Source organism: Pseudomonas sp. EGD-AK9 (assembly GCF_000465935.2).
Lineage (GTDB): Bacteria > Pseudomonadota > Gammaproteobacteria > Pseudomonadales > Pseudomonadaceae > Aquipseudomonas.
Window position 1 is genome coordinate 1 of record NZ_AVOF01000907.1, and the last position, 14,143, is coordinate 14,143.

The window sequence follows — 14,143 nt, forward strand, 5'->3', positions numbered from 1 at the left end:
GGACCGCGCCGTGCTCGCCGCGCGGTGCGCCTTCGGCCCCTGGTCGCGCACGCCGGCCCATGTGCGTGCCGGTTATATCCGCGCCCTGGCCGAGCTGCTGGAGGCCCGCGCCGGCGAGATGGCCGCGCTGATCACCGCCGAGCTGGGCATGCCGGTGCAATGGTGCCGGGCGGTGCAGGTGGACGGTCCGATCGCAGGTCTGCGCAGCTACGCCGAGCTGGCGGCGCTGATGGACGAGGTGCGCGAGGTCGGCAACTCCCTGGTGCTGCGCGAGGCGGTGGGGGTGTGCGCCTTTATCAACCCCTGGAACTACCCGCTGCATCAGCTGCTCGGCAAGCTGGCGCCGGCCCTGGCGGCCGGCTGCACCCTGGTGCTCAAGCCGAGCCAGGAAACCCCGCTGCATGCCTTTCTGCTGGCCGAGATGGTCCATGCCATCGGCCTGCCAGCCGGGGTGTTCAACCTGGTCAGCGGCCCTGGCAGCAAGGTCGGCGAGGCCCTGGCGCGGCATCCCGAGGTGGACATGCTGTCCTTTACCGGCTCCACTGGCGCTGGCGTGCGGGTGGCCACGGCGGCGGCGCCGACGGTCAAGCGCGTGTGCCTGGAGCTGGGCGGCAAGTCGCCCTTTATCATCGGCGCGGACGCCGATCTGGCCGCGGCGGTGCGTCATGGCGTGCAGGACGTGATGATCAATTCCGGGCAGACCTGCACCGCGCTGACGCGCATGCTGCTGCCGGCCAGCCGCTATGCCGAGGCGCTGCAGCTGGCGGTGGCCGAGTGCGAGGCCCTGCGCCTGGGCGACCCGCTGGACCCGGCAAGTTTTCTCGGCCCCATGTGCTCGGCCGGCCAGCGCCGCACGGTGCAGGACTATATCCGCCTGGGTCAGGCCGAAGGCGCGCGCCTGCTGTATGGCGGCGCCGAGCCGCCCACCGGCCTGGAGCGCGGCTACTACCAGCGGCCGACCCTGTTCGCCGAGGTGGACAACCGCATGCGCATCGCCCAGGAGGAAATCTTCGGCCCGGTGCTGTGCCTGATTCCCTATGCCGACGAGGACGAAGCCGTGCGCCTGGCCAACGACTCGCCCTTCGGCCTGTCCAGCGCGGTATGGACCGCCAGCCGCGAACGCTCGCTGCAACTGGCGCGGCAACTGCGCGCCGGGCAGTGCTTTGTCAATGGCGCGGCCTTCAACTACCGTGCGCCCTTCGGCGGCTACAAGCAGTCCGGCAACGGCCGCGAGTGGGGTGAGGAAGGCCTGCACGAATTCGTCGAGGTCAAGGCGATCCAGATCTGAGTTGTAGGGTGCGCCATGCGCACCGAGTCATTTGCCGGTGCCATGGCGCACCCGATAAAGGAATTTTTATGAAGGTACTGATAGTCCACGCCCACCCCGAGCCGCAGTCCTTTACCGCGGCCCTGCGCGACCTGGCCCGTGAGACCCTGGAGGGGCAGGGCCATGAGGTGCAGGTTTCCGATCTCTATGCGATGGGTTGGAACCCGGTGGCCTCGGCCGCCGATTTCACCGCGCGGGCCAACCCGGACTACCTGGTCTATGCCCTGGAGCAGCGCGAAGGAGTGAAGGGCGGTCAGCTGGCCGCCGATATCCAGGCCGAACTGGACAAGCTGCTGTGGGCCGACCTGCTGATCCTCAACTTCCCGCTGTACTGGTTCTCGGTGCCGGCCATGCTCAAGGGCTGGATCGACCGGGTGCTGGTCTCCGGCGTCTGCTACGGCGGCAAGCGCTTCTACGACCAGGGTGGCCTGGCCGGCAAGAAGGCCCTGGTCAGCCTGACTTTGGGCGGGCGCGAGCATATGTTCGGCGCGGGGGCGATTCATGGGCCGCTGGAAGACATGCTGCGCCCGCTGCTGCGCGGCACCCTGGCCTATGTCGGCATGGACGTGCTCGAACCCTTCGTCGCCTGGCATGTGCCCTATATCAGCCACGACGCCCGCGAGGATTTTCTGCGCGCCTATCAGCAGCGCCTGGAAGGATTGGCCCAGGATGTGCCGCTGGTGTTTCCGCGCCTGGAGCAGTTCGACGAGCGGCTGTATCCGCTGAGTTCGTAGGGCGGGCTTGTAGGCCGAGTTTCAATCGAACCGGTACTGCACCCCAGCGCCGACATACCAGGCCCGTTCCGGCCCGGGTTCGTAGTAGCGGCCGTTGCTCTCGCCGACTATCACCGAGCCGATGTACTGGCGGTCCAGCAGGTTGTCGATGCGCAGCACCTGGTTGAAGGTCAGCGCGTCGAGTTGCTGCTCGAAGCGCGCCTGCCAGTTGAACAGGGCGTAACTAGGCGCGGCCTTGGCCTGGTTGCTGTCCTCGACATACAGCTTGCTGCGGTACAGCCCTTCGATGGCGGTGCTGAAACCCTCGCGCGGCTGCCAGGCCAGTTCGCCATACAGGGTGCTGGCGGGGATGCCGGGCAGGCGATTGCCAGACGTGATCGGCCGGCCGCCGCTGGCGAAGGCCTGGCTGTAGACGGCCTCGATATGGCTGTAGGCGAGGTTGCCGCGCAGGGTTTCGCTGAGCTGGCTTGCCACCGCCAGTTCCACGCCGCGACGGCGGGTCTGTGCGGCGTTCTGAAAGCGCGTGCGGCCGCCGCTGGCCGATTCCACCACCAGCTCGTCGTCGGTATCGATCTGAAACAGCGCCAGTTGCAGGTCGCTGGCCTGGCCGAGGCGGGCCTTGAGGCCGATTTCGACCTGCTCGCTGGTGGCCGGTTGCAGGTCGAAGCCGAAACCGTTGTCGGGATCGGAGTACGACAGTTCGTTGAGCGTCGGCGTCTCCAGGCCCTTGCCCCAGCTGGCGTACAGATTCAGCTCCGGCAGCAGCGCGTAGCTGGCACCCAGGGTCGGGGTCAGCTCGCGGTAGGTGACCGCGCCGCCATCGTCGCCATTGCTCAGGAAGCGGTCGTCCACCTCGAACCGCACTTCGTTGTGGCGCAGGCCGGCCTGCAGGTCGAGCTTGCCCAGTTGCCAGGCGGCCTGGACATAGGGCGACAGGCTGCTGACCTCATTGCGCTCGTCGCGGCGCAGGTTGCCCTTCACCCCCAGGGTGCTACCGACGAAGTTCTCAAAGCCCTGGCGGTCGTCGCGGGAATGGTCGTAGTCCAGGCCGGCGGTCAGGGTCAGCAGGCTGCTGCCCAGGTCGAAGGGCTGGATCCAGCGGTTGCTGGCGCCGAAGAAGCGCCGCTCGAAGTCGATCACTCCGCCTGAATGGGACGGATTGGCCTGCACCGCGACCGGGATCGACTGGTACTGGATCACCCGCCGCGTGCCGCTGTACAGCGTGCTCTGCCAGGTGCCGGCGGCGAAGCTGCGCTCGTAGTTGAGGGCCAGCTGCTGGTGATCCACCGTCTTGCGCGTATTGAACGCCAGAGCGCTGGGGGCGGCGGCGCGGCGGTCGGCCTGCACCTGTTGCCAGGTCAGGCCCTGCGGGTCCTGGGTGTCGTTCTGGTCGAGCTGACTGAAGCTCAGGCTGAGCTTGCTGGCATCGTCCGGGTACAGGGTCAGCTTGGCGAAGCTCTTGTCGAGGATGGCGCCGCTGTGCTCGCGATAACCGTCGGTCTCGAAGTGCGAGCGGTTGAGGATAAAGCCGGCCTGGTCGTTGCCGCCCTCGGCACTGACTCGCGTGCGGCTGGTGCCCCAGGCCGCCTGCGAGGTATCGAGCGATACCCTCGGCGCGCCCTCGCCATCACGCGAGAACAGCTGGATCACTCCGCCGGAGTTGCTGCCGTAGACGCTGGCGAAGGGGCCGCGCAGCACCTCGATGCGCTCCAGGGTATCGAGGTCGAAGGTCGCCGCCTGGCCCTGGCCGTCGGGGTTGGACAGCGGCACGCCATCGGCCAGCAGCTTGATACCGCGGATGCCGAAGGCCGAGCGGGCGCCGAAGCCGCGCGAAGACAGCTGCAGATCCTGGGCGTAGTTCTGCCGGTTCTGCACCACCAGGCCGGGCACGCTGCCGAGCGCCTCAGACAGGTTGACCCCCGGCTTGCCCAGGGTGGCCTGCTCGACATCGATGCGGTTGACCGAGAAGGGCAGGCGCCAGCCGCTGGCCTGGTAACGGCTGCCGGTGACCACCAGCGGTTCGGCCTGGTAGTCGGGCACGTTCTCGGCCTGCGCGGCCAGCGGCAGCAGCAGGGCGGCAAGCCAGGGGCGAGGGCGGAATGGGGTCATGGTCGAGGGATCTTCTGCGGTCGCTATCCCGCGATGGTGACCGCAGCGGCGGACCGCGGGCTAGAGTCGCTGCGCCGCCTGACGCAGAAATGCTCTACGAAATGTTGCCGCAATAGGGTTGTCGAACGATTTGGATAGCGCTAACATCCGGCCAAACAATGAGCGGCGCCACGCAGATGGCGCCCTGGAGTTCCCATGCAACAACAGCCTTTCGCACTGCCTGCCCGCACCACATTGGTGGTCATGGGCGTCAGCGGCTCCGGCAAGAGCGAGATCAGTCAGGCGGTGGCCACCACCCTCGGCTGGCGCCATATCGAAGCCGATCACTTCCATCCCCGCGAGAACGTCGAGCGCATGCGCGCCGGCATCCCCCTGAGCGACGACGACCGCAGCCACTGGCTGCACGCCCTGAGCGAGCAGATGCTGGCCGCCCAGGCGGCGGGCGAGGGCTTCGTGCTGGCCTGCTCGGCGCTCAAGCGCGCCTACCGCGAGCGCCTGCGCGCGGCGGTGCCGGGGCTGCAGTTCGTGCATCTGCAGATCGACCAGGCCACCGCGCTGCAGCGAGTCGGCGCGCGTCCCGGGCATTTCATGCCCACCTCGCTGGTCGACAGCCAGTTTGCCACCCTCGAAGCGCCGGCCGGCGAACCCCAGGTGCTGACCCTGGATGCGGCCGCCAGCCGCGAGGCGCTGCTGGCGGATATCTGCGCCTGGTTGCGCCGCGATCTGCCGGAGGCCGGCTCGGGCGCCGCCGCCGCTGGTTCGACGACAGAAATTGATAGCGCTAACCATGCCGCGCAGCTGGGCGCCGAGCCCATCTACGAGGGCCGCCTGGCGCGGCTGTTCGACCGCCTCACCGACGGCCTGATGGCGACGCTGATGGCCTTCATGGTGCTGGCGGTGTTCGCCAACGTGGTGCTGCGCTACGCCTTCGGCACCGGCTGGGCCGGGGCCGAGGAACTGTCGCGGCTGGCCTTCGTCTGGCTGGTGTTCGTCGGCGTGGCCTCGAGCATGCGCCGCGGCGAGCTGATGACCTTCCGCATGATCCGCGACCGCTTCCCACAGTCTGCGCAACGTCTGCTGGACTCGCTGAGCTGGCTGCTGGTGGCCGGCGCCAGCCTGCTGGCGGCCTGGGGCGCCTGGATGCAGGTGCAGTTCGGCTGGGGCAACCAGAGCACCGTGGTCGGTTATCCGGTGGTGCTGGCCATGGTGCCGGTGCTGGCCTGCATGACGGTGCTGGCCGTCCTCGCCCTGGTGCAACTGATCAACCTGTGGCGCCGCGCGCCGCAGGCAAGCCTGGCTCACGCGCAAGTCGATTGAGGCTGCGTCATCACTAACAAGAACGGGCACTGCCCACCGAGGACCTGCCGATGACCGTCGCCGTCTTCCTTTCATCCCTGCTGGGCTTCATGGCCTTCGGCATGCCCATCGCCTTCGCCCTGATCCTCACGGCGGCGCTGCTGATGTGGTACCTGGACTTCTGGGACGTGCAGTTGCTGGCGCAGAACCTGCTCGCCGGCGCTGACAGCTTCCCGCTGCTGGCCGTGCCCTTCTTCATCCTCGCCGGCGAGCTGATGAATGCCGGCGGCATCTCCAAGCGCATCATCGCCATGGCCCAGGCCTATTTCGGCCACCTGCGCGGTGGCCTCGGCTACGTCGCCATCGCCGCCGCGGTGCTGCTGGCGAGCATGTCCGGCTCGGCCCTGGCCGACACCGCGGCGCTGGCCACCCTGTTGCTGCCGATGATGCGCCAGCGCGGCTACCCGCTGCATTCCTCGGCCGGCCTGGTGGCCGCCGGCGGCATCATCGCGCCGATCATCCCGCCGTCGATGCCCTTCGTGATCTATGGTGTGGTCACCAACACCTCGATCAGCCAGTTGTTCATGGCCGGCCTGGTGCCGGGGCTGATCATGGGCGCCGGGCTGATCGTCGCCTGGAGCCTGATCGCCCGCGGCTTCACCGAGCCGACCCCGGCCAAGGCCAGCGCCGCCGAGCGCCGCCGCGTCCTGGTTGACGGCGCCGCGGCGCTGATGCTGCCGGTGATCATAGTCGGCGGCCTGCGCTTCGGCATCTTCACCCCGACCGAGGCGGCGGTGGTCGCCGCGGTCTACGCCCTGGCGGTGTCGACCCTGCTGTACCGCGAGCTGAGCTGGGCCAGCCTGATGGAAACCCTGACCCGCGCCAGCCGCACCACCGCCTCGGTGATGTTCCTCTGCGCCGCCGCCACGGTATCGGCCTACATGATCACCCTGGCCCAGCTGCCGGACGAGATCGGCGCCATGCTCGGGCCGCTGGCCGACCACCCGCAACTGCTGGTGCTGGCGATCATGCTGCTGATGATCGCGGTGGGCATGGTCCTCGACCTGACCCCGACCATCCTCATCCTCGCCCCGGTGCTGGCGCCGATCGCGATCAAGGCTGGGGTCGACCCGGTGTACTTCGGCGTGATGTTCGTGCTGATCGGCTCCATCGGCCTGATCACCCCGCCGGTGGGCACCGTGCTCAACGTGGTCGGCGGTATCGGTCGGCTGCGCATGGAGGTACTGGTGCGCGGGGTGATGCCGTTCTTCCTGATCTACCTGGGCATAGTCGCGTTGCTGATCGCCTTCCCGGCCATCGTCACCGTGCCGCTGACCTGGCTGCGCTGATTCGTCCCAACCGGCGCGGGCGCGCCGGCTTCGTTCACAACAATAAGAGGTAGTCCCGATGAAACGTCCGCTGCTCGCCATCCTCACCGCTGCCCTGCTGTGCAGCCCGCTCGCCGCCGTCAGCGTCCACGCCGACGAAGTCCGCTCGCGGATGATCCGCTTCGGCTACGGCCTCAACGAGAACAGCAACCAGGGCCGCGCGGCCAAGCTGTTCGCCGAGGAGGTGGCCAAGGCCTCGGACGGCAAGCTCAAGGTGCGCACCTTCGGCGCCGCCAGCCTGGGGTCGGACGACCAGATGCAGAGCGCGCTGATCGGCGGCGCCCAGGAAATGATGGTCGGCTCCACCGCCACCCTGGTCGGTATCACCAAGGAAATGGCGGTGTGGGACACGCCTTTCCTGTTCAGCAGCGCCGAGCAGGCCGACGCCGTGCTCGACGGCCCGATTGGCCGCCAGGTGATGGACAAGCTGGAGGAGAAGGGCCTGGTTGGCCTGGTGTACTGGGAGAACGGTTTCCGCAACCTGACCAACAACGCCCGGCCGATCAGCAAGCTGGAGGATTTCGCCGGCATCAAGCTGCGCGTGATGCCCAACCCGGTGTTCCTCGAGACCTTCAAGCTGATGGGCGCCAACGCCGTGCCGCTGCCGTTCTCCGAGCTGTTCACCGCGCTGGAGACCAAGGCCGTGGACGGTCAGGAAAACCCGTTCAACACCATCCTCTCCTCGAAGTTCTACGAGGTGCAGAAGTACCTGACCGTGACCAACCACGTGTACAGCCCGTGGATTCTCACCGTGTCCAAGCGCTGGTGGGACGGCCTGTCTGCCACCGAGCAGAACATTCTCATGGAGGCGGCGCAGAAGGCGCGTGACTTCGAGCGCCAGGACACCCGCGCCGAGGCCGTCCGCGCCCTGGCCGAGCTGAAGGACAAGGGCATGCAGATCAACGAAGTGGACGCCGCCGAGGTGCAGCGCATGCGCGAGCAGGCCGCCCCGGCGATCCAGAAGGTGGTCGACACGGTCGGCCAGCAGCTATTCGATCAGGTGCAGGCCGAGGCCGCCAAGGCTGCCTTGTAAGTTTCGCGGGGCACGTTGGGACGGCCGCTCCTTGCATGGTGGCGGCCTCCCGGGCGGCGTGTCCCGCGCTTTATCCGTTGGCGAGGCTGGTAGAATCCCCGCCAGACCATCTCTGGAGGCGCTATGAGTCAACGTCGTCGCCGTTCCGCCGAACGCGTCACCCTGTCGGATGTGGCCAAGGCCGCCGGCTGCTCGCTGATGTCCGCCTCGCGTGCGCTGTCGCAGCCGGGCAGGGTCTCCGACGCCCTGCGCGAGCAGGTGATGCGCGCGGCCAAGGCGCTGGGCTACGTGCCCAATCCGGCGGCGCGGGCGCTGGCCAGCTCGCGCTCGAACCTGGTGGCGGTGGTGATTCCCTCGCTGTCGAACTCGGTGTTCGTCGATACCGTCGAGGCGATCCAGCGGGTGCTGATGCCGGCCGGCTTCGAAATGATGATCGGCGTCAGCCATTACCGGGTCGAGGAGGACGAACGCCTGCTGCGTTCCTACCTGGCGCACCAGCCGGCGGGTCTGCTGGTCACCGGTTTCGAGCGCAGCGACGCGGCGCGCGAGATCCTCGGCGCCAGCAGCTGCCCGCTGGTGACCCTGATGGAGCTGAGCGACGAGCCGGAGGACTACTGCGTCGGTTTCTCCCAGGTCGAGGCGGGTGCCGCCATGACCCGCGCCCTGGTCCAGCGCGGCTACCGGCATATCGCCTTCGCCGCCGCCCAGCTCGACCCGCGTACCCTGCAGCGCGCCGAGGGCTACCGCCAGGTGATGCGCTACCTCAACCGTCACGACCCGGCGCTGGAGCTGCTCACCCCCGAGCTGTCGTCCATCGGCCTCGGCGCCGAGCTGCTCGACCGCCTGCTGGCGCAGCAGCCGCAGATCGATGCGGTGTTCTTCAACAACGACGACCTGGCCATGGGCGCGCTGTTCCGCGCTCGTCAGCTGGGCCTCGAGGTGCCGGGGCGGCTGGCCATCGCCGGCTTCAACGACCTGCCGGCGGCGGCCTGGATGCACCCGGCGCTGAGCACGGTGCGCACCACCCGTGGACGCATCGGCGAGCTGGCGGCGAACATGCTGCTGGCCTTGATGCGTGGCGAGACGCCCGAGCAGCACTGCATCGACGTCGGCTTCGAACTGGTGATGCGCGACAGCACCTGACAGCACCTGACAGCACCTGACAGCACCTGACAGCACCTGACAGCACCTGAGGGTAAGGGAGGCCTTGGCCGGTAGGTTGGCGCTGAGCGCAGCGAAGCCCAACGGGGAGCGCAACGCGCTCCGCCCGACGATCCGGCGATCCGGACTCAGCCGCCGTTCGTGTTGCGGCCAGCCTCGGCCAACTGCTCGGCCGCCTCCAGGCGCAGGCGTTCGCGTTCGTCGAAACGCTCCGCCGCCAGCGCCTCGATGGCGGCACGCTTGTCGCCGCTGCTGAGTCCCTCGTTGGCCTGGATATGCGCCTTGGCGGCGAGATACTCATCGAGACGCTTCTGCCAGCCCTGGCGTTGGCTGTCCAGCGCCTCCAGGCGGGCAGTGGCCTCGGCGCCGACCAGCTGCTGGCGCAGCTGGCGAATCTGCGCGGCGCTGGCGCCTTCGGCCTGCAGGCGCGCGGTGTGCTGGCGCAGCTCCTGCTGCAGCTGCGGCAGCACCATGTCCTGCAGCTCCTCCGGCAGGCTGGCGCGCAGCCGGTCGACCGCCAGGCCCTTTTCCTCGTCGCTCAGTCCGGCGTCCTGGCGGATCGCCAGGCGCTCCAGGGTGAAGCGGTTGTAGCCTTCCTCGCGGGCGAAGAAGGCCTGATGGCTCTCGCTGTCGAACAGCCGCGCGCGCAGCGCCTGCACCGCCGCTTCGCGTTGGCGCATGGCGTCCAGGCTGGCCAGTTGCGGCAGGTCGCGCTCCAGCAGCACCAGCTCGCGCTTGTAGGCCAGGTACTGGTCGAGCAGCGCCTGCGCGCGGGCCCGGGCCGGTTCCTGCAACTGGCCGTCGATATAGCCGCGCAGACGCGCGACGCTGGCGTCCAGGCTCTCCTCGCCGAGGCTGGCGAGGAAGTAGTCGAAAATGCGCCGAATGTCTTCGCTGACGATCAGGTTGCCGGCGGCATCGACGCGAAAGCGGCCGTCCACCTCGGTGCCGACGAAGGATGCCGGCAAGCCGAGAGCGGCGGCTTTTCTCGCCGGCGTGACGGGCGCGGGCAGCGCTTGCTGCAGCGCGGGTGGCGCCGCCGGTGGCGGGGTTTCCCCGCTGGCCGCGGGTGGATTGAACCGATCGGGCAGATGCCCGGGCTCGAGATAGAGCATCGACGCCAGGCAGACGGCGAACAGCAGCGGCAACAGCAACAGGGCTTTGTTCACGGCAGATTCCATTACGGCGTCCGGGCCGGATGACCCCGGCCCGGACTTTGGCTCAGAGCCCGGCGTTCTTCAGGCGGTTGGCATGCTGGCGGTAGACGGTCACCGGATCGGTCTCGAACAGGCTGGTCAGGCCCAGGGTCTGGTTGACCTCGTCGAGGTGGTTCATCCGGTAGTTGTCGCGGATCACCTGGCCCATGCGCGAACTGCAGCGGCCGACCAGGCCGTCGTTGGCTTCGCTGCCGAAGGTCAGCGCGCTGGCGCCCATCAGCAGGTCGCTGGGGTCGAGCAGGTTGGTCAGCGGGCTGGTGCCGCTCCAGGAGTAGTAGCGCACGCCGTTCACGCTGTAGGCGCCTTCGCCGCAGGCGCTGGTGGGAATGCCCTGCGGGAACTTGGCGTTGAAGCGCGCCGCGCCCTCGCTGTTGAGCGACTCCAGCGAGCCGAGGGCGTTCTGCGGGGTGGTGCTGGGGCTGCCGGAGAGAAAGTTGATCAGCGCGCCGAGGCCATTGACGATGCCCGCCAGCAGCGGGGTGGCGACCGGGCCGGCGGGGCCGTCGCTGATGCCCTTGAGGAAGTCGGCGGTGGCCGAGCCCCTGTGCGGCGCGCCGACGCTGGTGACCGAGGCGACCAGGTCCGGGCGCACGGCGGCGACGTAGCGGGTGGTGGGGCCGCCGTGGCTGTGGCCGATCAGGTTGACCTTGGCCTTGCCGCTGATGGCGACGATGTCCTCGACCTGCTGCAGCAATTGCTCGCCGCGCGCTTCGGAGGTGTCCAGCTGGCTGACCTCGGTGATGTAGACGCTGGCGCCGTCGCGGCGCAGGGCGGCGGGAATGCCGTACCAGTAGTCGACGCCGAGGATGCTGTCGAAGCCGAGCATGCCGTGGCCGAGGACGATGGGGTACTGGGTCTGGGTATAGCCGGACGAGCCGAACCAGAAGGCCTGGGTCTGGCCGCTGGCGAGCAGGCCGGCGCCGAGGCAGAGGGCGAGCAGGGTCTTGTTCTTGTTCATGGGCGCTCTCGATGGGTGTGTTGAGGTGCGTCCTGCAACAAAATCGCGCCCATCCCGTGGCACGTACGGCTCGAGGGAGAGGGCAGGAAACATGCCATTGCCGAATTTTCCAGACTAACCCCTCTATCGCGGCACTTTTCCCGAGATTGCCCTGTTTTGCCGGCGAGATTGCCCAGGCTTTGCTGTTACGGGGCGCTACGCCCGGTTGGGGTCGCAGGCCGCAACGGCCACTGGCCGAGCAGGCGATAGCGGCTGCCGTGGCCGTCATATTCCGAGCAAAACAGGGCGAACTGCCGCAGCGGCCAATCGAAGGTTGGGGCGGCGCCGGCCGGCGGCTGCGGGTAATGCCGCGCCAGGGTCAGGTGCGGGCGGAAGGCGCGCCGCTCCAGTTCGAAACCGGCTCCGCTCAGGCGTGCGTGCAGCTGCCGCTGCAACTCGTCCAGCGCCTGCGGCACCCGGCTGGGCGCCAGGTGCAGTACGCCGCCGCGCCAGCGGCCGAGGCGATCCAGGCGCAGCTCGCAGCCTTCGCCCGGCAACTGCGCGGCGAGGCTCAGCAGCGGCGCCAGGCAACTGGCCGGCTGTGCACCGAGAAAGGCCAGGGTCAGGTGCAGGTTGGCGGCATCGACCGGCCTGCCGCCGGGCGCTTCGCGCTCACGCCAGGCGCAGATCGTCGAGGCCAGCGGCGGCGGGCAGGGCAGGGCGAAGAACAGGCGCAACTGGTCGGCGGTCATGGCGCTTGGCCGGTGGTGGCTCGCCTTGACAGTATCGCGCGGGCTTCTCTAGGATGCGCGCTGCGCCGATTTAAACAGCTACTTGCGGGGCGCCACAGGGTGAAGTTTCCAGCACCCGAAATTCCGCTAAAGCGCTGGTTCGGTGTCGCCTCCCACCGCTGCCCAGCGGGATTTTTGAGGCGGAGACTCGAGCATGACCTGTCCCCAACCGCACATTCGCCTGGCCCCCATCACCTCGGGGCTGTTGCTGCGCAACCCGCGCATCCTGCTCGGCGGCAATCACCAACCGACCCTGCTGCGTTACCTCGACGGCTGGCCCAAGCGCTGGAGCGGGCCGCGTACCTTCCGTATCCAGTTCGTGCAGCGCGGCGAGTCGCTGGCGCGCTTTCCGCGCGACAGCTTCGACCTGGCGGTGGTCCAGGCGCCCAGCGCCGATGCCCTGACGGAAACGGTCGCCGAGCTGGTACGGGTGGCGCGCCAGGGCCTGATTACCCGGCGGTAGGGAGTCTCAGGGGTAGTCGATCTCGACTATGTAGCAGGTCTTCTCGCCGCTCGGGCTGTGCACCCGCACTTCGGCGTCCAGCGGCTTGCCCACCAGCGCGCGGGCCAGCGGCGAGTCGATGCTGATCAGCCCCTGTTTCAGATCCAGCTCGTCCGGGCCGACGATGCGGTAGCGCGACTGTTCGCCATCTTCGTCCTCGATGGTGACCCAGGCGCCGAAATAGACCTTGTTCGGGTCCGAGGGTCTGTCGCTGACCACCTTGAGCTTTTCCAGGCGTTTGCTCAGAAAGCGCACGCGGCTGTCGATCTCGCGCAGCATCTTCTTGCCGTAGGTGTACTCGGCGTTCTCCGAGCGGTCGCCCTGGGCGGCGGCCTCGCTGACGGACTGGGTCACCTGCGGCCGGCGCACGTGCCACAACTCGTGCAGTTCGGCGCGCAGGCGCGCCTCGCCTTCCGGGGTGATCAATGGCGTGCCGGCGGGGCGAGGGGGGCGGTAACGGCTCATGGCGTCTCGGAATGATTGGAGAGGCGGCAAGTCTAGGCGCTGCCGTCGTTTCGTCGCAAATGCTCCGTCGGGGCAGGCACTCCTAGCGGCGAGGGTCGCAGCGCAGAGCCCTTCCGGGTCCTTCCTCAGTCAACCCTCGCGCAGCACGCTTAGCGGGCTGGCATTGAGCGCGCGGCGGGTGCCGAGCACGCCGGCGGTGCCCACCAGCAGGGCGCCGATCAGCGGCAACAGCAGCAGCCAGGGGTGCGGTTGCCAGCTCATGTCGAAGGCATAGCGATACAGCAGGAAGCTCACCAGTTCGCAGCCCAGTGCGGCGAGCAGGCCGGCGGCGGCGCCGAGCAGGCCGAATTCGGCGCGCCGGGCGCTGACCAGCAACTGGCGTTCGGCGCCCAGGGCGCGCAGCAGGGCGCCCTGGCGGATGCGTTCGTCGAGCGTCGCCTGCAGCCCGGCGAGCAGCACGGTGATGCCGGCGGCGAGGACGAACAGCAGCACGTACTCGATGGCCAGGGTGACCTGGGCGAGGATGCTGCGCAGCTGCGCCAAGAGCGCGTCGACCTGCAGCAGGGTGACGCTGGGGAAGGCGCGGCTGAGCGTGACAAGCTCGGCGTCTTGACCCGGCGGCAGGTAGAAGCTGGTCAGGTAGGTGGCGGGCAGGTCCTGCAGGGTCTGTGGCTCGAAGATCATGTAGAAGTTGGGCTGGAAGCTGTCCCAGTCCACCTCGCGCAGGCTGCTGACCTGCGCCTCGCGTTCGATGCCGCCGACGTTGAAGCGCAGACGGTCGCCCAGCTCGAGTTGCAGGCTCTCGGCCAGTTCGGCTTCCACCGACACCCCCGGCAGTTCGCTGGCATGCGCCGCGCCCCACCAGCGGCCGCTGGTGATCTGGTTGTCCGCGGGCAACTGTTCGGCCCAGGTCAGGCTGAGGTCGCGCTGGATCGCCCGTTCGCCGCGGCTCTCCTTGCTCACCAGCTGACGCACCGGCTCGTCGTTGATCGTCACCAGGCGGCCCGGCACCACCGGGTAGAGCGGCGCCGGATGCGGCGAGAGTTCGGCCAGGCGCGCGGCGAAGGCGTCGCGCTCGGCCGGCAGCACGTTGAGGGCGAAGTGGTTGGGTGCGTCTTCCGGTAACTGGTCCTGCCAGGTGTCGAGCAGTTCGCCGCGCAGCAGGGCGATCAGCGCCATGGCC

Annotated in this window: 13 protein-coding genes; 7 read left to right on the forward strand and 6 right to left on the reverse strand. The window is 68.5% G+C overall.

Annotated features, from left to right (window positions below):
- Positions 1-1,288: aldehyde dehydrogenase family protein (locus N878_RS25445; protein ID WP_021446288.1), on the forward strand; the 1,288-nt coding region annotated here is incomplete at its 5' end.
- A 68-nt stretch (positions 1,289-1,356) separates the two neighbouring features.
- A complete protein-coding gene (locus tag N878_RS25450) occupies positions 1,357-2,061 on the forward strand; it encodes an NAD(P)H-dependent oxidoreductase (RefSeq protein ID WP_021446289.1) in 705 nt (234 codons plus the stop codon).
- Between the two features lie 21 nt (positions 2,062-2,082).
- Here the strand turns inward: N878_RS25450 and N878_RS25455 are convergent, their stop codons facing one another.
- On the reverse strand, positions 2,083-4,170 hold the full coding sequence (locus tag N878_RS25455; RefSeq protein ID WP_021446290.1) for a TonB-dependent receptor: 2,088 nt from the start codon (positions 4,168-4,170) through the stop codon (positions 2,083-2,085).
- Between the two features lie 195 nt (positions 4,171-4,365).
- Between N878_RS25455 and N878_RS25460 the strand changes: the two genes are divergently transcribed.
- The 4 genes from N878_RS25460 to N878_RS25475 all read left to right on the forward strand — a co-directional run bounded on the left by N878_RS25460 (position 4,366) and on the right by N878_RS25475 (position 9,030).
- Positions 4,366-5,487 (forward strand): gluconokinase, GntK/IdnK-type, encoded by a 1,122-nt coding sequence (locus tag N878_RS25460; protein ID WP_021446291.1) that lies wholly within the window; start codon positions 4,366-4,368, stop codon positions 5,485-5,487.
- Positions 5,488-5,537: 50 nt separating this feature from the next.
- Positions 5,538-6,815 carry a TRAP transporter large permease gene (locus tag N878_RS25465; protein ID WP_021446292.1) on the forward strand — a complete coding sequence of 426 codons (1,278 nt, stop codon included), beginning with the start codon at positions 5,538-5,540 and terminating at the stop codon, positions 6,813-6,815.
- 58 nt (positions 6,816-6,873) lie between these two features.
- The gene (locus tag N878_RS25470) at positions 6,874-7,887 is read left to right on the forward strand and encodes a TRAP transporter substrate-binding protein (RefSeq protein WP_021446293.1); all 1,014 of its coding nucleotides are present in this window, start codon (positions 6,874-6,876) and stop codon (positions 7,885-7,887) included.
- A 123-nt stretch (positions 7,888-8,010) separates the two neighbouring features.
- Positions 8,011-9,030 carry a LacI family DNA-binding transcriptional regulator gene (locus N878_RS25475; protein WP_021446294.1) on the forward strand — a complete coding sequence of 340 codons (1,020 nt, stop codon included), beginning with the start codon at positions 8,011-8,013 and terminating at the stop codon, positions 9,028-9,030.
- A gap of 146 nt (positions 9,031-9,176) precedes the next feature.
- On the opposite strand, the gene N878_RS25480 is transcribed toward N878_RS25475, so the two are convergent.
- From N878_RS25480 to thpR, 3 genes are all read right to left on the reverse strand, one after another.
- On the reverse strand, positions 9,177-10,217 hold the full coding sequence (locus N878_RS25480; RefSeq protein ID WP_021446295.1) for a lipase secretion chaperone: 1,041 nt from the start codon (positions 10,215-10,217) through the stop codon (positions 9,177-9,179).
- A 52-nt stretch (positions 10,218-10,269) separates the two neighbouring features.
- Positions 10,270-11,223, reverse strand: a complete 954-nt coding sequence (locus N878_RS25485; protein WP_021446296.1) for a triacylglycerol lipase — start codon at positions 11,221-11,223, stop codon at positions 10,270-10,272.
- A 185-nt stretch (positions 11,224-11,408) separates the two neighbouring features.
- Positions 11,409-11,954 carry an RNA 2',3'-cyclic phosphodiesterase gene (gene thpR / locus N878_RS25490; protein WP_021446297.1) on the reverse strand — a complete coding sequence of 182 codons (546 nt, stop codon included), beginning with the start codon at positions 11,952-11,954 and terminating at the stop codon, positions 11,409-11,411.
- Positions 11,955-12,147: 193 nt separating this feature from the next.
- On the opposite strand from thpR, the gene N878_RS25495 reads away from it, so the two are divergent.
- Complete coding sequence (locus tag N878_RS25495; protein WP_021446298.1) at positions 12,148-12,456, forward strand: hypothetical protein; 309 nt, start codon at positions 12,148-12,150, stop codon at positions 12,454-12,456.
- A 6-nt stretch (positions 12,457-12,462) separates the two neighbouring features.
- On the opposite strand, the gene greB is transcribed toward N878_RS25495, so the two are convergent.
- Positions 12,463-12,960, reverse strand: coding sequence for a transcription elongation factor GreB (gene greB, locus N878_RS25500; protein ID WP_031304191.1), 498 nt, complete (start codon positions 12,958-12,960; stop codon positions 12,463-12,465).
- 129 nt (positions 12,961-13,089) lie between these two features.
- A partial coding sequence (locus N878_RS25505; protein ID WP_031304193.1) for an FtsX-like permease family protein occupies positions 13,090-14,143 on the reverse strand: 1,054 nt, incomplete at its 5' end.